Genomic DNA, 19109 nt, shown 5'->3' with positions numbered 1-19109 from the left:
ATTCCCGTGCGCGTTCTCGTCGTCGACAACTACGACAGCTTCGTCTACAACCTGGTGCAGTACCTCGCCCAGCTCGGCGCCGAGTGCGTTGTCCAGCGCAACGACGCGGTCGAGGTCGACCGGATCACCGAGTTCGACGGCGTCCTGATCAGCCCCGGTCCCGGCACCCCGGAGCGCGCGGGCTCGAGCATGGACGTGATCCGGCGCTGCGCCGACGCGCGGCTGCCGATGCTCGGCGTCTGCCTCGGCCACCAGGCGCTCGGCGCCGCGTGGGGCGCGACGGTGGAGCGCGCGCCGGAGCTGCTGCACGGCAAGACCAGTCAGGTGCTGCACGAAGGCGTCGGCGTGCTCGAAGGACTGCCGAGCCCGTTCACCGCGACCCGGTACCACTCGCTGACCGTCCGCGAGGACACCATCCCCGACGAGTTCCAGGTCACCGGCCGCACCGACTCCGGCATCGTGATGTCCATGCGCCACCGCGAACTCCCGCTGCACGGCGTGCAGTTCCACCCGGAGTCGGTGCTCACCGAGGGCGGCCACCGCATGCTGGCGAACTGGATGGCCGGCGCCGGTCACCCGGTCGAGGAGGCCAGGGTTCGCGAGCTGGAGTCGGGCATGCGCGCGCTCGCCGCGTCGGCGGCCCCCGCCTGAAGCTGATGTTTCACGTGGACCCAGCGGTTCACGTGCCCCGGATCGCCGCCCACGCAGCCCGCAGCGGGTGCGTGTCGTAGATGATCCGCAGCTGCGCGATCCGGCCGACGTCGTCCAGTTCGATCGTGTCGACGCAGTCGAAGCTCGTCCTCGTGCCGTCGCTCATCGTCCAGCCGTAGCGGAACTCCACCGCGACCCGGCGCGGGTCCCGCACGGAGACGTACAGGTCCTGCTGGACGATCTCCGAGCGCTGGGTGTCGGCGACCAGCTTCGGGTAGAACCGCGCCGCCGGCAGCGTGCCGTACAGCGGGGAGACCACGGTGCCGTCCGAGGTGAACAGGGCGATCACGCCGTCGACGTCCGCGGCGGCGAGCAGCTCCAGGTAGCGCTCCACGGTCGCCCTGGCACGCAGCACGGCTTGGTCGTCCATGGTCTGCAGAGACTACGAGCAACCCGGTGAAAGAAAGAGGGCCCGATCCACGATGTGGACCGGGCCCTCTCCTCGTCTGTGCGCCTCAGCGTGAACTGGATGTGCCGATCGCGCCCACTTGGACGTCGATCGTGGCGTTCTTGCTGACCGCCTGGCCGCTGGACGGCGTCTGGTCCTGGATCTTGCCGAGGTCCCACGGGTTGTCCGGGGTGACCGGGGTCTGCTTGAGGGTCCCGGTCCAGTTGTAGTTCTGGCGCAACAGGTTCTCCGCCTGGGTGGGCGTCTTGCCCTCCAGGTTCGGCATCTTGAACTGGTCGCCCTTGGAGACGGTCAACGTGATCTTCGTGCCCTGCGCGTGCTTGCCGCTGCGAGGGGACTGGTCGAACACCTTGTCCTTCTCCTCCGCCGAGCTCTCGTACTTCACCTCGACGGTGAACTTCAGGTCTTCGAGCGTCTTCTTGGCGGTGGCGAGGTCCTGGTTGCGCACGTCCTGGACGGTGGACTTCTCCTGGAGCTTGCCGAGGGTGATCTTCACCGAGTCGCCCTTGGCCGCGAACGTGCCCGGCTCCGGCGTCTGCTTGACCACCTTGTCGACCTGGGAGCTGTCGTCGGTCGCCTGGGAGTCGGTGGTCGGGTTCAGGACGAGACCGACCTCCTTGAGCAGCTTCTCCGCGTCGGAACTCGACTTGCCGGTCAGCGACGGCACGGTGATCCGGTCCGGTCCGCCACCGATCCTCAGTCGGACCTCCGAGCCCTTCTTGACCTTCGTACCGGGCTCGGGGGAGCTGCCGAGGACCTTGCCGAGCTCGTTGGGCTCCGATGGTGCTCGCTCGGAGACCGGGCGCAGGCCCAGGTCCTTCAGCTTGCTCTCGGCCGGGCCCTGCGACATGGCCTTGAGGTCGCTGGGGATGGTGACCTCGTCAGCAGAGCTGCCGGGGCCGAAGAACAGGCTGGAGATCCACACGGTCAGCGCGAGCACCGCGACGAACAGGCCGGTGAGCAGCGCGATCCTGGTGGCCCGCTTGCGCTTGGCGTCGCGGTCGTCGTCATCGTCGTCGGAGAGCGAGCTGGGCCGGTGCCGCCCGGCGCTGAGCACCTCGGTGGCCGAGGAACCGCGCGAGGACATCATGGCGGTGCGCTCGTCCTCGCTCATCACCATGGGCGCCATCGGCCGCTGACCGGACAGCACGCGCACCAGGTCGCCGCGCATCTCGCCGGAGGACTGGTAGCGGTTGGCCGGGTTCTTGCTCATCGCCTTGAGCACGATGGCGTCGAGGACCTGGGGGATCTGCGGGTTGAGCGAGGACGGGGGCTTCGGCTCCTCGCGCACGTGCTGGTAGGCCACCGCGACGGGGGAGTCACCGGTGAACGGCGGCTCCCCGGTCATCAGCTCGAAGAGCACGCAGCCGGCCGCGTAGACGTCGCTGCGGGCGTCGACGGACTCGCCGCGCGCCTGCTCCGGCGAGAGGTACTGGGCGGTCCCTATCACCGCGGCGGTCTGCGTGACGGCGGCCTGGCCGTCCGCGACGGCGCGCGCGATGCCGAAGTCCATCACCTTGACGGCGCCGCCACGGGTGATCATCACGTTGGCGGGCTTCACGTCGCGGTGCACGATGCCGTGCCGGTGGCTGAAGTCCAGCGCCGCGCAGACGTCGGCCATGACCTCCATGGCCCTGCGGCCGTGCAGCGGCCCCTCTGTCTTCACGATGTCGCGCAGCGTCTTGCCGTCGACGAACTCCATGACGATGTACGGCAGCGGCCCGTGCTCCGTCTGTGTCTCGCCGGTGTCGTAGACGGCGACGATCGCCGGGTGGTTCAGGGACGCGGCGTTCTGGGCCTCGCGCCGGAAGCGGATCTGGAACTGGGGGTCGCGGGCGAGGTCGGCGCGAAGCACCTTGATCGCCACGTCACGGCCGAGGCGGACGTCCTTGCCCTTGTGGACCTCCGACATTCCGCCGTAGCCGAGCGTCTCACCCAGCTCGTAGCGGTTGGAGAGCAGTCGCGGAGTGCTCATCGGTGCGTCGTCCCACTCCTCGTCAAGAAACTTCTCGTCATGCTTACTGTCTGTCCCCGACCCGACACGCGTTAGCCGCCCGGCTCAGATTCACAACTGAGTGTGATCCGCTCCCCGACCCGCACCTCTCCGGAGGGCACCATCTGTGTGACGGTGCACAGGCTCGGATCGGTTGGCTGGTGACCGGACTCGTTCCGGGTGACAGAGTCAAAGCCCAACCGGGTCAGCTTGGCAACTGCCTCACTCGCCGATCGGTCAACGAACTCACTGGCGTCGAGCCGTACCAGACTGCCCGGTCGCGATCCGTTGTCGCGCGTGGGGTGGGTGGTGCTCGACCGCTGACCGCCCTGGGAGGCGCTGTCCAGCGTCATCCGGGGGTGGACGGGCTCGCGCAGCAGCCACACGCTCAGACCGATCAGCGCGAGCAGGAGCAGGACGATCATCACCCAGAGCCCGATCCTGCGGGGTTTCCCGCCAGGCGGCAAGGGCATTCCGTGTGGCGCGTAACCACCGTGCACCGGACCGAGCGAGATCATCGCCTGGCCACCCATCGGGGTACCGCCGTGCTGCGGCGGGGGCTGTTGGAGGCCGTGCTGCGGTGACGGCGGCATCATCTGGGCCGACAGCACCGGAACGCCGGTCACCGGGGTCGGCGCCGCGCTGGACATGCCGTGCGTCGACGGCCTCGGCAGCGGTAGCCCGGCCCTGATCGCGGCGACCGCGCTGGCGAACTCCCCGCCGCTGCGGTAGCGCTGCCACGGGTCCTTCACCAGCGTCGCTTCGACGAGCACGCGGGCGTGGTGCGGCACGTCCGGCGGCAGCGGCGGCGGCACGTCCCTGATGTGCATCATCGCCACGGTCACCGCGTTGTCGGACAGGAACGGCCGGTGCCCGGCGAGGCACTCGTAGCCGACGACGGCCAGCGAGTACACGTCGCTCGCCGGTTCCGCCTCGCTGCCGAGCGCCTGCTCGGGAGCGATGTAGTGTGCCGTGCCCATCACCATGCCGGAGCGCGTCACCGGCGCGGCGTCGGCGGCCTTGGCGATGCCGAAGTCGGTCAGCTTCACCTTGCCCGCCGGGGTGACCATGATGTTGCCCGGCTTCACGTCGCGGTGCACGAACCCGCGCTCGTGCGCGGCCTGCAACGCCTCGCCGGCCTGCTCGAGCACGTCCAGCGTGCGATCGGCGGCCAGCCTGCCCTCCCTGGCGATGATGGTGGCCAGCGGCTCGCCCTCGACCAGCTCCATCACCAGGTAGGCGGTGTCCTCCGGCCCGTCCGGCACCGCGGCGGTCTCGCCGTAGTCGTGCACGGAGGCGATGCCCGGGTGGTTCAGCGAGGCCGTCATCCGCGCCTCGCTGCGGAAGCGGTGCAGGAACTCGGCGTCCCCGCACAGCTCGGCTTTGAGCACCTTCACGGCGACCCTGCGGTCCAGCCGCGTGTCGGCCGCCTCCCAGACCTCGCCCATCCCGCCCACGGCGATGCGCCTGCCGAGCCGGTAGCGGTCGGCGAGCAACTGGCCGGAGGTGAGCACGACTCAGCCACCTTCCAGCCCTGCGCGGATCACCGCGCGGCCGATCGGTGCCGCGACGGAACCACCGGTGGCCTCCAGGCCTCGGTCGCCGCCGTCCTCGACCATCACCACGACCGCGATCTTCGGCTTGTCGGCAGGGGCGAAGGCCACGTACCAGGCGTGCGGCTTGGTCTGCTTGGGGTTGGCCCCGTGCTCGGCCGTTCCGGTCTTGGAGGCGATGGTGACGCCGGAGATCTTGCCGCCGCCCTGGGTCCGCTCCTCAGACTTGATCATCATCTGCTTGAGCGTCTCGGCGGAGCTGGAGGACATCGCGCGCTCGGCCTGCTTCGGGTCGATCTCGGAGAGCACGCTCACGTCGTGGGTGACGATCCGCTTCTTCAGCTGCGGTTCCATCCGGATGCCGCCGTTGCCGATCGTCGCGGCGATCATGACGTCCTGCAGCGGGGTCAGCTTCACGTCGCGCTGGCCGATGCCGGTCTGGAACAGCGCGGCGTCGTCCGGGATGTCGCCGAGCGAGGACCCCACGACGCCCATCGGGATCTTGAGGTCCTGCTGGCCGATGCCGAACTTCTCGGCCTGGCGGCGCAGCTTGGTCTCCCCGAGCTGACCCGCGAGCTCCGCGAAGGCGGTGTTGCACGAGCGGGCCAGCGACTCCTCCAGCGAGGCCGTCTGACCGCCGCCGCAGCGGTTGCCGTCGAAGTTCTCCAGCTTGGTCTTCGTGCCGGGCAGCTGGATGTTGGGCGCCGCGGTGAGCTGGTGGTCCTTGGTCAGCCCGTTCTCCAGCGCCGCCGCTGCCACCACGAGCTTGAACGTCGATCCCGGCGGGTAGTTCTCCGAGATCGTCCGGTTCAGCATCGGCTTTTCTTTGTCGTCGTTGAGCTCGACCCACGCCTTCTGCCTGGCGGAGGAGTCGTGCGTGGCGATCCGGTTCGGGTCGTAGGACGGCGTGCTGACCATGCCGAGGATCTCGCCGGTGTCCGGGCGCAGCGCCACGACGGAGCCGGTGAAGCCCTTGTCCGACATGGCCTTGTACGCGGCCTCCTGGACCTTGGCGTTGATCGTGGTCTCGACGTTGGCGCCCTTGGGGTCCCGCCCGGTGATCAGGTCGGAGAGCCTGCGCACGAACAGCGCGCTGTCGGAGCCGTTGAGGATCGCGTTCTCGGCCTTCTCCAACTGGGTGGGCGCGTAGCTCACCGAGTAGAAGCCGGTGACCGGCGCGTAGGCCGGGCCGTTCGGGTACTTCCTGAGGAAACGCAGCTTGTTGTTGGTCTCCTCGGAAGTGGCGATCACCCCGCCGCCTGCCACGATGATCTTGCCGCGCTCCCTGGAGTACTCCTCGAAGAGCACCCGCTGGTTGCGCGGGTCGTTGCGGTAGTCATCGCCCTTGATCACCTGCACGTAGGTGGCGTTGGCCAGCAGCAGGACGATCATGCCCATCATCGCGAGCGCGACCCGGCGCAGGGGAGTGTTCATGTCGGACGCTCCACGAGCACGGTGCTGGCCTCCGCGATCGGCGCCTGCTGGGGCTTGGGGCCCTTGGGGGACTGGGGAGCCGGTCGGCGCGCGGCGTCGGAGATCCGCAGCAGCAGCGCGATCGCGGCGTAGTTGGCGATCAGCGAGGATCCGCCGTGGGAGAGGAACGGCGCGGTCAGACCGGTCAGCGGGATCAGCTTGGTGACACCGCCGACGACGATGAACACCTGCCAGCACACCGCGAAGGCCAGGCCACCGGCGAGGAGCTTGCCGAAGGTGTCGCGGACCGCGAGCGCGCTGCGCAGACCGCGCATGACCAGCAGCAGGTAGAGGATCAGCAGCGCGGCAAGGCCGATGAAACCGAACTCCTCGCCGATCGCGGCGATGATGAAGTCGCTCTGCGAGAAGGTCACCAGCTCCGGTCGCCCGGCACCGAGGCCGGTGCCACCGAGCCCACCGGTGCCGAGGCTGAACAGCGACTGGCTGATCTGGTTGCCCTTGCCGAAGAAGTCGGCGAACGGGTCGAGCCAGGTCTGCACGCGGGTCTGCACGTGGCCGAAGAGCTGGTAGGCGATCAGACAGCCGCCGATGAAGAACGACAGGCCGATCACCAGCCAGGCAACCCGCTCCGTCGCGATGTAGAGCATCACCAGCACGATGCCGAAGAACAGCAGCGAGGTGCCGAGGTCCTTCTCCAGCACGAGGACGCCGACCGAGAGCGCCCACGCCACCAGCAGCGGCGCGAGGTCGCGGGCGCGCGGCAGCTCCATGCCGGCGAACTTGCGCCCTGCGGCCATGAACAGGTCGCGCTTGGACACCAGGAACGCGGCGAAGAAGATCAGCAGCAGGATCTTGGCGAACTCACCCGGCTGGATCGACATGCCGGGCAGCCGCAGCCAGATCTTGGCGCCGTTGACCTCGGAGAGGCTGGACGGCAGCAGACCCGGCAGCGCGAGCGCGACCAGGCCGACGAGACCGGCGGTGTAGCCGTACTTCGCCAGCATCCGGTGGTCCTTGACCAGCCACATCACCACGGCGAAGAGCACGAGGCCCGCCGCCGTCCACACCACCTGCTTGGGCGCGGACTCCGACGGCACGAACCGCTGGAGGTCCTTGGCCCGCTGGATCACCGCGGGGTCGAGGCGGTTGATCATCACGAGGCCGAGCCCGTTGATCAGCGCGACGCACGGCAGGATCAGCGGGTCCGCGTACGGCGCCCACTTGCGCACCGCGAGGTGCGCCAGCCCGAACAGGGCCATGAACGCCGCGCCGTAGTACAGGATCTGGCTGGTGAGCTCCTGCTCCTGGTTGGCGTCGGAGATCGCCAGAGCGAGGGTCACCAGACCGGCGGCGAAACCGAGCATGGCGAGCTCGGTGCCGCGCCGCGTCTGGACCTGGGGTGCCTGTGGCGTGCTGACCGGCCCCAGGCTGGGGTTGGTTCCGGATGCCGGACGCCCCATCAGCCCACCGTCCGGCAGTCCACACCCGGCGTCGGCTTCGGGACCGGCGACGGCTGCTGGCCGTTCGGGTCCTGCGGGTTGCCGGGGTCGGCCGGAGCCGTCGTCGTGGTCGGCGGAACCTGCGAGCCGCCGGTGTTGGGCGGCGGCACCTGGCCGGCCCCCGCGGCGGGGCAGACCGGCAGCAGCCAGTCCAGCCGCAGCCTGCGGACCGCCATCCTGGCGCCCTCGATGCCCTCGACGTTCTCGTTGGTGATGCCGTTGCGCACCAGGTCCTTGCCGAGGTTCTTGAGGTCCTTCAACGAGACCTCCTCGCACGGCTGGGCCGCGTCAGGAGCGCAGGAGCCCTCGACCTCGCGCTGCAGCTTGAAGCCGAGCACGTCGCCACGCAGGCCCTGGAAGATCGCGACCTTCTCCTGCTCGTTGACCCCGACGTAGTACTGCTGGAGCACCCACCACCTGAGCACGAAGCCGCCACCGGCGAGCAGCGCAAGCACCACCAGCGTGATCAGGAACCCGCGCAGCTTGCTCCTGCGCCTCGGCGGCGGGGGAGTCTCCATCGCCCGTCGCTGCGGCGCGTTGTTGCGCTGCGGGTTGATGGCGCTCGCCCTGGCGGCGGGGGTGTCCGGCGGCGGCGGGTCCTCGCTGCCGTCACCGGCCGCACCGCCGACGATCGGGTCGTTCTCGCCGTAGTCGACGTCGACCACGTCCGCGACGATGCACGTGACGTTGTCCGGTCCGCCGCTGCGCAGTGCCAGCTCGATCAGCCGGTCGGCGCACGCCTGCGGATCGGGGATGCGCATCGCGTCGTCGAGGGTCTCCTGGCTCACCGGCCCGGAGAGGCCGTCGGAGCACAGCAGGAACCGGTCGCCCGCCCGCGCCTCCCGGATCGCGAAGCTCGGCTCCACCTCGTGCCCGGTCAGGGCGCGCAGCAACAACGAGCGCTGCGGGTGGGTGGTCGCCTCCTCCTCGGTGATCCGGCCCTCGTCGATCAACGACTGCACGAAGGTGTCGTCGTGGGTGATCTGCGAGAACACCCCCTCGCGCAACAGGTACGCGCGGGAGTCGCCGACGTGCACGAGGCCGAGCTTGTTGCCCGCGAACAGGACGGCGGTGAGCGTGGTGCCCATGCCCTCCAGCTCGGGGTCGGTCTGCACGAGCTCCGAGATGGCCGCGTTGCCCGCGATCACCGCATCCCGGAGCTGGCTGATGAGGTCGTCGCCCGGCTCGTCGTCGTCGAGGGGGGCCATCGCGGCGATGACGACCTTGCTCGCGACTTCACCGGCGGCATGGCCACCCATGCCGTCGGCCAGTGCGAGCACACGGGGGCCCGCGTACACGGAGTCCTGGTTGTTGGAACGAACCAGGCCCCGGTCGCTTCGGGCCGCATAACGAAGGACGAGGGTCATGAACGCAGCTCGATCACCGTCTTACCGATACGGATCGGTACGCCGAGCGGGACCCGGACGGGTGCCGTGACCTTCGCCCGGTCTAGATATGTGCCGTTGGTGGAGCCCAGGTCCTCGACGTACCAGTCGGTTCCCCGCAGGGCCAACCGGGCGTGCCGAGTCGACGCGTAGTCGTCGTCGAGCACGACGGTGGAGTCGTCCGCGCGGCCGATCAAGATCGGCCGCCCGTCGAGGGAGATCCTGGTCCCCGCCAGCGCCCCGTGCGTGACGACGAGCTGACGAGGTTGTTTGTTGCCTCGGGCCTGCTGCTTCCCGGAGGAGCGGCGGAACCCCGGCATGGAGACCCGGATGCCGGATGCGGCGTACAGGTCGGAGCGGACGACACGCAGCGCAGCCAACACGAACAACCAGAGCAGGGCAAGGAACCCTGCTCTGGTCAGCTGCATCACCAGATCTGGCACCTGTTGTGTTCGCTCCTGCCTCGTGCGACCGCGTCGTCGTGGAGTGGGTCTAGCCCTGGGCGCGGAACACCAGGGAGGAGTGGCCGATGCGGATGACGTCACCGTCGGCCAGCTGCCACGCCTGCGCCGGGTTGGAGTTCACCGTGGAGCCGTTGGTGGAACCCAGGTCCGCCAGCATGGCGTTCTGACCGTCCCAGGTGATCTCCAAATGGCGGCGCGACACGCCGGTGTCCGGAAGGCGGAAATCCGCGTCCTGGCCGCGACCGATCACGTTGGAGCCCTGCTTCAACGTGTAGTTGCGGTTCGACCCGTCGTCCAGCTGCAGCGTCGCGGTCAGCTGGCGCGGAGCTCCACCCACGGCGGGCGGGGCGTACCCCTGCTGGCCGTAGCCCTGGTCGTAGCCGCCCTGCTGGGGCTGCTGACCGTAACCCTGGTCGTAACCGCCCTGCTGGGGCTGGCCGTAACCCTGGTCGTAGCCCTGCTGCTGGCCGTAGCCCTGGTCGTACCCCTGCTGGCCGTAGCCGCCCTGCTGGGGCTGCTGACCGTAGCCCTGGTCATACCCCTGCTGCTGGCCGTAGCCCTGGTCGTAACCGCCCTGCTGGGGCTGCTGACCGTAACCCTGGTCATAACCCTGCTGGGGCTGCTGGTCGTAGCCGGGCTGCTGCGGCTGCTGGCCGTAGCCCTGCTGCTGCTGGTCGTAGCCGTACTGGCCGCCGTAGTTCGGGTCGTAGCCGCCCTGCTGGGCCTGCTGCTGACCGTAGTTGGGGTCCTGCCCGTACTGGCCCTGCTGCTGCTGGCCGTAGCCCTGGTCGTAGCCGTACTGACCCTGCTGCGGAGGGGGCTGCTGCTGGGCGTACCGGTCGCCCTCGGGGTACTGGCCGGGTGGCTGGCTCATGGGTCGGTCTCCTGCGGTGCGAGGTGGTGCCGGCCGTCGGGTCGGCGCTGCGTCTGGGTCGACTGACGAGCTGGTACGGAACTGTCCGGTGTGCAGCGTCTCAGAACGCTCCATGGAGACTACGACGTCACCGTATGTATCCCACCCGTGCTCGGCCAGATGCTCGTTGATGCAGTCCGCGAGCAGTTGGCTCACTCGCTGTTCATCCGATGCGAGTCGGTCGAAGTCGGCTGGGCCCAGTCTGACGACGTAGTGGTTGGGAGCGAGCAGACGCCCTCCGGCGAGCTCCTTGATGTTGTCGTCGGCCTCTCGCTCTAGGGCCTGCGCCACCTCCTGCGGTACGACTTTGCCTCCGAACACACGCGCGAACGTATTGCCGATCACACCTTCCAAGCGGCGCTCGAAGCGCTGCAGGCCCACGGCAACCCTCCACGTGATGTGTTCCTCGAAGCATCGGTCCTAGGACGTCTGACCATGGTCCTCCGTTCCTCGGCCGAGCGCTTCTTCCCTTCGATCGTATCCGGGTCCTCCAGGGGGCACAGGGGGCGTTTTGCAACCCACCCGGGGGTGCGTGCTAGGCTTCCGCCGCACCACAGAGCACGACAAAAGAACAGCAGTTCCGGGCAAGTGGCGGAATGGCAGACGCGCACGGTTCAGGTCCGTGTGTCCGAAAGGACGTGGGGGTTCAACTCCCCCCTTGCCCACCCGAGAAGTCGATGGCGGCGTATGCCTGCGGAAAGCGCAGGCGGCGTCGCCTTCGTCGTTTTCCGCCCTGGGGGTCCAACCCCCAGACCCCGGCCGGAGGGCTGCGCCCCCGGACCCCCGTCGTCTCCGGTCGCCTCGGATTTGCCCTTCCGTTCCAGCAGGGGCTGAGTGCGGGTACCGGCTTCGGTCTTCACGTTTCGGGTATGGCGGGCGAGGTTCTCCGCGCTGGTGCGCGGAGACACGTGGGTAATCGTGATTCTTCAATCTGGTTCCTGGGTGAGACAGGTCACTACCCTGGAGAGGTTGGGTCACTGCGCGCACGTGGGGGAAACCATGCGTGGTTGGGGATCTCGTCTCATCGTTCTGCTCGCCGCTGTCGTGGTGGGCGTCGCGGGGCTGCCTGGGACCGCACCGCCTGCACAGGCGGCGGCCGGTGAGGTGGTGTCGATCCGTTCGCACAACTTCCCGAACGCGTACTTCAGGCACGCGGACTGGCTCGGGCGCATCGCGGACGTCTTCCCGGACAGCGCGGACCTGGTCAAGGAGGACGCGACCTGGGAGCTGCGGCCGGGCCTGGCGAACAGCAGCTGCCTCTCGCTGGAGGCGCGCAACTACAAGAACCACTACCTGCGCCACCGCAACGGTGAGGTGGTGCTGGAGCGCCAGTCCGAGGACTTCGGCTTCCGCCAGGACGCCACCTTCTGCAAGGTGCCGGGGCTGGCCGACGCCAACGGGTTCTCGTTGCGGGCGCTGCAGTTCCCCAACGCCTACCTGCGGCACGCCTTCGGCCTGCTGAAGCTCAACGACTACGACGGCGGCGAGCTCTTCCGCCAGGACGCGACCTTCCACACGGCGGCGCCGTGGATCACCGGGCGGTTCTACAACCCGATCCTCAACGCGGGCGCCGACCCGAGCATGGTGATCCACAACGGCCAGTACAACCTGGTCCAGGGCGACTTCTACAACGACGACGACATCGTCATCCGCCAGGCGAGCACGGTGGAGGGCCTGCGCACCGCGACGCCGCACGTGGTGTGGCGCAACCCCGCCTGCCCCGCCGTGGCGTGCAAGGAGATCTGGGCGCCGGAACTGCAGCGGATCGGTGACCGCTGGTGGATCTTCTTCACCGGGCAGGACGGCTCCGGCGGGCACACCCACCGCATGTACGCGTTGCGGTCGACCACCTCGGAGATCACCAGCCGCTACGACTTCCTCGGCGAGCAGAAGCTGCCGGGCGACACCTGGGCCATCGACGGCACCTACCTGACCCACCAGGGCAAGGACTACTACCTGTGGTCGGGCTGGGAGAGCCAGAGCGCGAACCGGGTGCAGCACCTCTACATCGCGCGGATGCAGGACCCGATGACGCCGATCGGCGACCGCGTCCGGATCTCCTCGCCGACGCAGCCGTGGGAGACGGTGCCCAACGGGCTCGGCATCCTGATCAACGAGGGGCCGCAGCCGATCGTCGCGCCGAACGGCAGGCTCTCGGTCGTCTACTCGGCCAACGGCAGCTTCACCAACGACTACTGCCTCGGCAGGCTCACCCTCGACGGGGACCCGATGAACCCCGCGTCGTGGACGAAGTCCGGCGGCAGCGTCTTCTCCGGCGTGCACACGGCGACCTCGCCGGGGCACAACGGCTTCGTGACGATCGGCGGCCGCCCGTGGATCGTCTACCACGCGAACATGGACCCCGGGACGGGCTGGCCCGGCCGCAGCGTTCGGATCCAGCCGATGTCCTTCGACGCGGCCGGACTGCCGGTGCTGGGCGTTCCGACCTACATCCACCAGGGGATTCCGCTGCCGAGCTGAGGCGCGGTGGACCAGGAGTGATCCACGCCACGACGACCGGTCAGCCATGGCCGATGAGCGGTCCGCGCGGCTCGCCGCGTGGACCAATCATCGCCTGAATGCGCCGTGGAAGCCCTGACCTGCTTTTCGTCGGCAGGCGGACGAAGTGCCCCTCTGCTCACACGAACGGCCGCACAGCCGGACTGAAGTCGCAATGCCGTTCACCGACCGGTCACCGCTCGCGCCGGGCCGCCGGTCGCAGCACCCCCGGTTTCGTAGATACGTCGCACCCGCGGTCCTGGTACTCCAGTTACTGCAAACAAATGCAGCCGCTGATTCCGGCGCAGGGTGTGAATGCGGGAATCACGCGGTGAAAGCCGAGGGGAGGCGAAGCGCGTGAGCCGCACTACTGGGCAGACGGCGGTCGACGGAGGTTTCCACGTCCTGCCCACCCGGGCCGTCCCCGCGGTCGAATTACCAGCTCCCGCGGAGCACCTCGCGGCGCAGGCCGCCGAGCTGCTGGGCTGGCGCGGCATCATGCTGCCCCCGATGACCCTGCTGGGTCGCAAGGTGATCGTGGTCGCCGAGCTGCTGACCGCGGAGCACGCCGAGCGCGTGTGCCTCGGCGCGCCGCCGGTCACCGATCGCACCACGGTCTCCACCTGGGTCTGGCCCGAGATGGCAGGCCGCGTTCCCCCCACCGCCGTGCGCATCGTTGGCGTGCTGGCGGTCTCAAGGCACTGGCGCAGCGCGCTGACATCGGTCGTGCCCTTCGCCAGGTTCACCAACGCGGCGGTCGTGGTCCCCTCCACCGTCGCGGGCGCTGACGACTTCCTCCTCAACTGCCTCATGCGGGCCCGGCAGTACGGCGTCGCCGTCGCCACCGCCGAGGAGCGCGACGGGGTCGAGCTCGCCATGCCCGCCCGCGCCGAGCAGCCCGCAATGGACCTGCAGGAATCCATGATCCGCTGGATGCACGAAATGGTGTACGAGCAGCTGCTCGCCACCGTGCCCGCCTGAATTGTTTCCCCCGCGACGCCGACGATCCCTCAGATTTCCCCGAGAACCCGATCGAGGTAGGCGTTGCGGAATCGGCCCGCGGGGTCGACCTTCGCCCGCACCCGGCGGAACTCGTCGAACTTCGGATACCGACCGGTAAGTATTTCAAAGTTGCACCTGTGCATTTTGCCCCAGTGCGGGCGGCCGCCGACGGCACCGACGACGGACTCGAACACGTCGAACCAATGCCGGTGCGGCATGCCCACGAACTGGTGCACGGCGATGTAGGCGCTGTCCCTGCCGTGCGCGGTGGACAACCACACGTCGTCGGCCGCGGCCACGCGGACCTCCACGGGGAACATCACCGGGTGCTCCAGGCCGGGTAGCGCCGCTCGCAGCTCGCGCAGCACGTCGCGGACGGACTCGCGCGGGATCGCGTACTCGGACTCCACGAAGCGCACCTGGCGGTCGGTGACGAAGACGCGGTGCGAGCGGTCGCTGTAGGAGCGAGGGGACAGCAGCTCCGAGGACAGCCGGTTCAGCGGCCGCACGAGGCCCGGCACCGCCCGGCCCAGCCGGCACACCGTGCCGAAGGCCAGGTTCTCCATCACCTGGTACTCCCAGAACTTCCGCGCCGGGCTCAGCGGTCGGCACTCCGCCCCGGCAGGGAGCCTGTTGTTCCGCTTGACGAGCGCCTTGCTGCCGTAGGGGAACCAGTAGAACTCGAAGTGGTCGTTGCCCTCGGCGAGCTCGTCGAAGCGCTCCAGGACCTCCTCGAGCGGAGCCGGGTACTCGTTGGCCTCCAACGCGTAGGCCGGTTCGCAGCGCAGGGTCACCGAGCTGAGCACGCCCAGCGCGCCGAGCCCGACCCGCGCCGCCGCGAACTCGCTCGGGTTCTCCTCCGCCGAGCAGCGCAGCAGCGAACCGTCCGCCAGCACCAGCTCCAGCGCGGCGACCTGGGTGGCCAGCCCGCCGAAGCGCGCGCCGGTGCCGTGGGTGCCGGTGGAGATCGCGCCCGCGACGGTCTGCCGGTCGATGTCGCCGAGGTTGGTCATGGCAAGCCCGAGCCGGTCCAGGTCGGCGTTGAGCTGCTGCAACGTCGTTCCCGCGTGCACCTGCACGAGACCGGTCGCGGTGTCGGAGGAGATCACCCCGGAGCACGCGGAGAGGTCGATGGCCACGCCGTCCGTTGCCGCGATGGAGGTGAAGGAGTGACCGCTGCCGACCGGCCGCACGGGCAGGTCCTCGCGCTCGGCGGTGCGGACGGCCTCGGCGATCTCCTCGGTGTCACGGGGGCGGAAGGTGTGCCTGGGGCGAGCCGTGGCGGTGCCCGCCCAGTTCGTCCAAGTGGCGGGGACGGAGTGTGAGTGCATCACTGCCCTCCGTAGCGGAGATCACGGGTGCCGCCGAAATTACGTGAAACGCTTTCGTCTATCAAGGTGCTGGCTCTACCGTGCATAACGTGGCTATCAACGGACTGCGCGCGCGTTATGACTCGGCGACCGTCGAGCTCGATCCGCCGTTCGCACTGGTCGACCTCGAAGCGTTCCGCTCGAACGCCCAGGAACTGCTCCGGCGGGCCAACGACCGCCCGATCCGGGTGGCGAGCAAGTCGGTCCGCTGCCGCGACCTGCTGAGCCAGGTGCTGGCGATGCCGGGTTTCGCCGGAGTGATGGCCTACTCGCTGTCCGAGGCGCTGTGGCTGTTCGAGACGGAGCTGACCGATGACATCCTCGTCGGCTACCCGACCGCCGACCGGGGCGCGCTGCGGGCGCTCGCCAAGGACGACGCCGCGCGGGCCGCGATCACGATCATGGTCGACGACGTGGCGCAGCTGGACCTCGTCACCGACGCGCTCGGCGCGGGGCACCCGGACATCCGGGTCTGCATCGAGCTCGACGCGTCCTGGCGCCCGCTGGCCGGGCTCAAGCAGGACTGGCTGCACGTCGGTGTTCGGCGCTCGCCCGTGCACACGCCGCTGGACGCGGCGAGGCTGGCGAGGGAGGTGCTGAGGCGCCCGGGGTTCTCGCTCATCGGCGTGATGGCCTACGAGGCCCAGATCGCCGGGCTCGGCGACGCCCCGCGCGGGAAGCCGGTGCGCGCCGCCGCCGTGCGGATGATGCAACGACGCTCCTTCGCCGAGCTGGCCGAGCGGCGGGCGGCCGCCGTCGCCGCGATCCGGGCGCTGGCCCCGCTGGAGTTCGTCAACGGGGGTGGCACCGGGAGCCTGGAGCGGACCTCCACGGAGGACGCGGTGACCGAGCTGGCCGCGGGGTCCGGCCTGCTCGCGCCAACGCTGTTCGACACCTACCAGGCCTTCCGGCTGCGCCCGGCCGCGCTGTTCGCGCTCCCGGTGGTGCGCAGGCCCGCCAGCGGCGTGGCCACCGTCTTCGGCGGTGGTTACCTCGCGTCCGGGCCGGTCGGCAGCGACCGGCTGCCGACCCCGTACCTGCCACAGGGCCTGCGACTCACCGGCACAGAGGCGGCCGGTGAGGTGCAGACCCCGTTGTTGGGCGCTGTCGCGGACGAGCTGACCGTTGGCGACCGGGTGTGGTTCCGGCACGCCAAGGCGGGTGAGCTCGCCGAGCGGTTCGCCCAGTTCCATCTACTCGACTCCGGCGGGCTCACCACGGTCCCTACGTACCGCGGTGAGCGACGCTGCTTCGGCTGAGGTGGCGGTTCAGCCGATGCGCTTGGAGAGGTAGTCCCTGATCAGTTCCTTGGCCTCCGAGATCAGCACGGCGTCGCCGTCCGGATCGCGGCGGAAGGCCAGCTTCAGCACGCTGTCGGCGGCCTCTATGGCCACGGCCATCGGGGTGACGACCTGGCTGGAGGGGAAACCGAAGCGCTCGGTGATGAGCGTGGACAACCGTTCGGCGATCACGGTGTTGCTGTCCCGCTGCTCGTCCATCAGGTGCGGGTCGATCACGTCGCCGAAGTGGACCTTGCGGAACGCGGGCAGGTCGCGGTGCATCGACACGTAGATGTCGAACACCGAGTCGACGACCTGCCACCAGTCGGTGAGCTGCTGCTCCGCGAAGCGCTGCCCGACCTCGTTCATGAAGCGGTCGAGGTTGCGCAGGGTGAGGGCCTGCACGACAGCGCGCTTGTCGGGGAAGAACTGGTAGAGCGAGCCGACCGCGACGCCTGCTCGTTCGGCGATCAGGGTCGTGGTGACCCCGTCGTAACCGACCTCGGCGATCAGGTCGGCGCAGGCGTCCAGCATTCGTTCCACCCTGCGCGCACTGCGCTGCTGCACTGGACGGCGACGCAGCGGTGTGACGTCGGCGGGCACGGCTACTCCTTACTTGGGGGCTCGGGCGGCCGGGGCCGCGAACAGGGTCGCTGTCCGCGTGCTCCGGACACGCCGCCGTATGGACGTGTGTGCGGTGGCCGGTCCAGTCGTCCCACTAGTTTCCCGGCGTCTTCCTTCGGAGCCTGGGTTCTTCCGCCGATCAGGTGGAGGACCCGGTCCGAGCGGTACGGCCTGTCCGTGCGAGTGGAAGAACCCCTGCTCTCACAAGGGGTCTGACGCACGAGGAAACCACAGGGACACCCCCTGTGATCACCAACACCGTTACCTCGACGTCATCTTTCCTAAGCGTGTCAAGACCTTCGCCGGTTACCCAGAGTCCATCTTCCGATCGACGGACCTCGTAGGGAAACAGGGTTTCCTTAAGGTCTGCTGCCTCGGCTTTTACGATCAAGATCGCAACGAATTTCAGATACGGGCTGCTATACCCGCTGTTACTTTCGGGTACCCGGCGCGCCACCTGACCGACCGGTCGGCTGCGGCACGGCCGTCAGGGGGCGGTGTCACTCGTGAATCGGTTACACGGCGTGGCGCAACTAAACGGTCGTATATGAAACTCAGACGCGACTATCCCCCGTAAAAACGGCAAGGTTCACTCGAATGGGGGACAAGGCGGCGGGCTGTAGGACCGAATGGGTGGCCCTTCTCAGGGAGGCCCTGAGCGTCGTCCCTCCCCGAAACGTGCAACGCACCGTCTCCGTTCGAGTGCCCTCGGTGACAGTTTGCGGGGGTGGCAAGGTCGTTGTTCGGCGCCAATCGACGACCACCCGGCTCCGGGGAACCCGCCCCATCGGGGCAGTCCGCATTCTACTGGTCACCTGACCAACAATGGCGGCAGAGAAAAACCCGGCGCTCGCGGGAGGTGAGCGCCGGGTTTCTTCCCTTACTGCGGGGGACGGGAGTTGGAATTCCGCGAACCGGTGCCGGTCGGGGGGAGGGGGAGTGCTTATCGGCACCGGCCCGCGGAGGTCTGTTGAGTTGTCCGGCCGTCTCCGGCCGCGTTCTCCACTGTTCTGACACGTGGCCCGGCGGTCCAGGTCCGAGTCGGTCGGGGGTTCGCCCGGACCCGGACCACCAGCCACGGGGCGGTCTCCTGGCGCCTGCGCTCGGGGGGCGCGGCTCGGCAGGACCGCCGTGTGTCCTCTCCTAGGACACCTTCGCCACGGGCTGAGCCGTGCGGAGATGCCTGGCAGGACGTGGCGCGAGGCCGCCGGCGACGAGGTGCTCGTAAGCCGCGCGCCACACCGAACACGGTGCCTTCTGCTGGCGCCAACGGGTCGAGCACTCGGGGCAGTTGCCCCGCTCGTCGGGCTCGTGGGCGGCGAGCATGGCGCGCCATCCCTCGGTGAGCCTTGGCAGTTCGGAGCGGGCTACGGACAACAGGGACGGGGCGTCCGCGCGGTCGGCCAGCTCGGTGAGCATGTCGAGCCGCTCCCAAACCGCGTTGCGCAGCACCTGACCCAGAATCTCGTCCACAGCTCCACCGTCACCTTTCCGCCTGCTCGGCGGCCTCGCGCAGAGCTGACCTGAGCTGGGATACCTCGCCCTGGCACAGCACCGCGGTCTCGCCGGGGGGTCCGACGAGGAGAACTCGGTTCTGCTCGACGACCACGGTGAGGCTCCGGTGCCGGTTGGCCACGTCGCGGCAGCCGATCAGCCACTCGCGACGAGATCCGTTCCTGGCGGCCGAGGCGGGCGTGACGGGCTTGCTGCCGCCGGTGGCGGTTCCCGTCTGCTCGGCCAGTTCCACGGTCCCGGTGTCCCTCCGTGTTCGTTCACTTACAGGATCTAAGGTTGGGGGGAGTCGAACCGGAACGGGGACTTTCAGCGCCGATCGGCGTCAGTTCCACGGTGAGCGGCATCTCAACTTCGGTCGGACCGATCAGGAGACCGGTCGGACCGCTCAGCGCCGGCGATCAGCACTTCACCGGCGCGCGAAGATGCCCTTACTCTTCGAATGACGCCCGTCGGACCGT

Annotated in this window: 16 protein-coding genes and 1 tRNA gene; 5 read left to right on the top strand and 12 right to left on the bottom strand. The window is 69.0% G+C overall.

Features of this window, described 5'->3' with window-relative positions; genetic code table 11:
• Window positions 1-6 precede the first annotated feature (6 nt).
• Window positions 7-651 carry an aminodeoxychorismate/anthranilate synthase component II gene (locus ABD798_RS08260; RefSeq protein WP_344872300.1) on the top strand — a complete coding sequence of 215 codons (645 nt, stop codon included), beginning with the start codon at window positions 7-9 and terminating at the stop codon, window positions 649-651.
• Window positions 652-679: 28 nt separating this feature from the next.
• On the opposite strand, the gene ABD798_RS08255 is transcribed toward ABD798_RS08260, so the two are convergent.
• From ABD798_RS08255 to ABD798_RS08220, 8 genes are all read right to left on the bottom strand, one after another.
• Window positions 680-1081 (bottom strand): nuclear transport factor 2 family protein, encoded by a 402-nt coding sequence (locus ABD798_RS08255; protein WP_344872298.1) that lies wholly within the window; start codon window positions 1079-1081, stop codon window positions 680-682.
• Between the two features lie 85 nt (window positions 1082-1166).
• The gene (gene pknB, locus ABD798_RS08250; RefSeq protein ID WP_344872296.1) at window positions 1167-3095 is read right to left on the bottom strand and encodes a Stk1 family PASTA domain-containing Ser/Thr kinase; all 1929 of its coding nucleotides are present in this window, start codon (window positions 3093-3095) and stop codon (window positions 1167-1169) included.
• A gap of 71 nt (window positions 3096-3166) precedes the next feature.
• On the bottom strand, window positions 3167-4627 hold the full coding sequence (locus tag ABD798_RS08245) for a serine/threonine-protein kinase (protein ID WP_344872294.1): 1461 nt from the start codon (window positions 4625-4627) through the stop codon (window positions 3167-3169).
• A 3-nt stretch (window positions 4628-4630) separates the two neighbouring features.
• Complete coding sequence (locus tag ABD798_RS08240; protein ID WP_344872292.1) at window positions 4631-6100, bottom strand: peptidoglycan D,D-transpeptidase FtsI family protein; 1470 nt, start codon at window positions 6098-6100, stop codon at window positions 4631-4633.
• Complete coding sequence (locus tag ABD798_RS08235) at window positions 6097-7560, bottom strand: FtsW/RodA/SpoVE family cell cycle protein (RefSeq protein ID WP_344872290.1); 1464 nt, start codon at window positions 7558-7560, stop codon at window positions 6097-6099. Before ABD798_RS08235 ends, ABD798_RS08240 begins: the two co-directional genes overlap by 4 nt.
• The gene (locus ABD798_RS08230; protein WP_344872288.1) at window positions 7560-8966 is read right to left on the bottom strand and encodes a PP2C family protein-serine/threonine phosphatase; all 1407 of its coding nucleotides are present in this window, start codon (window positions 8964-8966) and stop codon (window positions 7560-7562) included. Before ABD798_RS08230 ends, ABD798_RS08235 begins: the two co-directional genes overlap by 1 nt.
• Window positions 8963-9427: an FHA domain-containing protein FhaB/FipA gene (locus ABD798_RS08225; RefSeq protein ID WP_344872286.1), complete on the bottom strand. Its 465-nt coding sequence runs from the start codon at window positions 9425-9427 to the stop codon at window positions 8963-8965. The genes ABD798_RS08230 and ABD798_RS08225 overlap by 4 nt, the downstream gene beginning before the upstream one ends.
• A gap of 49 nt (window positions 9428-9476) precedes the next feature.
• Window positions 9477-10742: an FHA domain-containing protein gene (locus ABD798_RS08220; RefSeq protein ID WP_344872284.1), complete on the bottom strand. Its 1266-nt coding sequence runs from the start codon at window positions 10740-10742 to the stop codon at window positions 9477-9479.
• 201 nt (window positions 10743-10943) lie between these two features.
• Here ABD798_RS08220 and ABD798_RS08215 point away from each other — a divergent pair.
• From ABD798_RS08215 to ABD798_RS08205, 3 genes are all read left to right on the top strand, one after another.
• Window positions 10944-11026: transfer RNA gene (locus tag ABD798_RS08215), tRNA-Leu, on the top strand.
• Between the two features lie 334 nt (window positions 11027-11360).
• Window positions 11361-12842 carry a family 43 glycosylhydrolase gene (locus ABD798_RS08210; protein WP_344872282.1) on the top strand — a complete coding sequence of 494 codons (1482 nt, stop codon included), beginning with the start codon at window positions 11361-11363 and terminating at the stop codon, window positions 12840-12842.
• Window positions 12843-13217: 375 nt separating this feature from the next.
• Window positions 13218-13841, top strand: coding sequence for a hypothetical protein (locus tag ABD798_RS08205; protein ID WP_344872280.1), 624 nt, complete (start codon window positions 13218-13220; stop codon window positions 13839-13841).
• A 29-nt stretch (window positions 13842-13870) separates the two neighbouring features.
• On the opposite strand, the gene ABD798_RS08200 is transcribed toward ABD798_RS08205, so the two are convergent.
• Complete coding sequence (locus ABD798_RS08200; RefSeq protein ID WP_344872278.1) at window positions 13871-15193, bottom strand: D-arabinono-1,4-lactone oxidase; 1323 nt, start codon at window positions 15191-15193, stop codon at window positions 13871-13873.
• 89 nt (window positions 15194-15282) lie between these two features.
• Here ABD798_RS08200 and ABD798_RS08195 point away from each other — a divergent pair, with 89 nt between their 5' ends.
• Window positions 15283-16491, top strand: coding sequence for an amino acid deaminase/aldolase (locus ABD798_RS08195; protein WP_344872276.1), 1209 nt, complete (start codon window positions 15283-15285; stop codon window positions 16489-16491).
• A gap of 9 nt (window positions 16492-16500) precedes the next feature.
• On the opposite strand, the gene ABD798_RS08190 is transcribed toward ABD798_RS08195, so the two are convergent.
• The 3 genes from ABD798_RS08190 to ABD798_RS08180 all read right to left on the bottom strand — a co-directional run bounded on the left by ABD798_RS08190 (window position 16501) and on the right by ABD798_RS08180 (window position 18883).
• A complete protein-coding gene (locus ABD798_RS08190) occupies window positions 16501-17115 on the bottom strand; it encodes a TetR/AcrR family transcriptional regulator (RefSeq protein ID WP_344872274.1) in 615 nt (204 codons plus the stop codon).
• A 1164-nt stretch (window positions 17116-18279) separates the two neighbouring features.
• The gene (locus ABD798_RS08185) at window positions 18280-18609 is read right to left on the bottom strand and encodes a hypothetical protein (protein ID WP_030427917.1); all 330 of its coding nucleotides are present in this window, start codon (window positions 18607-18609) and stop codon (window positions 18280-18282) included.
• A gap of 10 nt (window positions 18610-18619) precedes the next feature.
• Window positions 18620-18883 (bottom strand): hypothetical protein, encoded by a 264-nt coding sequence (locus ABD798_RS08180; protein WP_086823355.1) that lies wholly within the window; start codon window positions 18881-18883, stop codon window positions 18620-18622.
• Window positions 18884-19109: the final 226 nt, after the last annotated feature.

Source organism: Allokutzneria multivorans (assembly GCF_039537405.1).
Lineage (GTDB): Bacteria > Actinomycetota > Actinomycetes > Mycobacteriales > Pseudonocardiaceae > Allokutzneria > Allokutzneria multivorans.
This window is presented reverse-complemented; position numbering and strand designations above follow the sequence as displayed.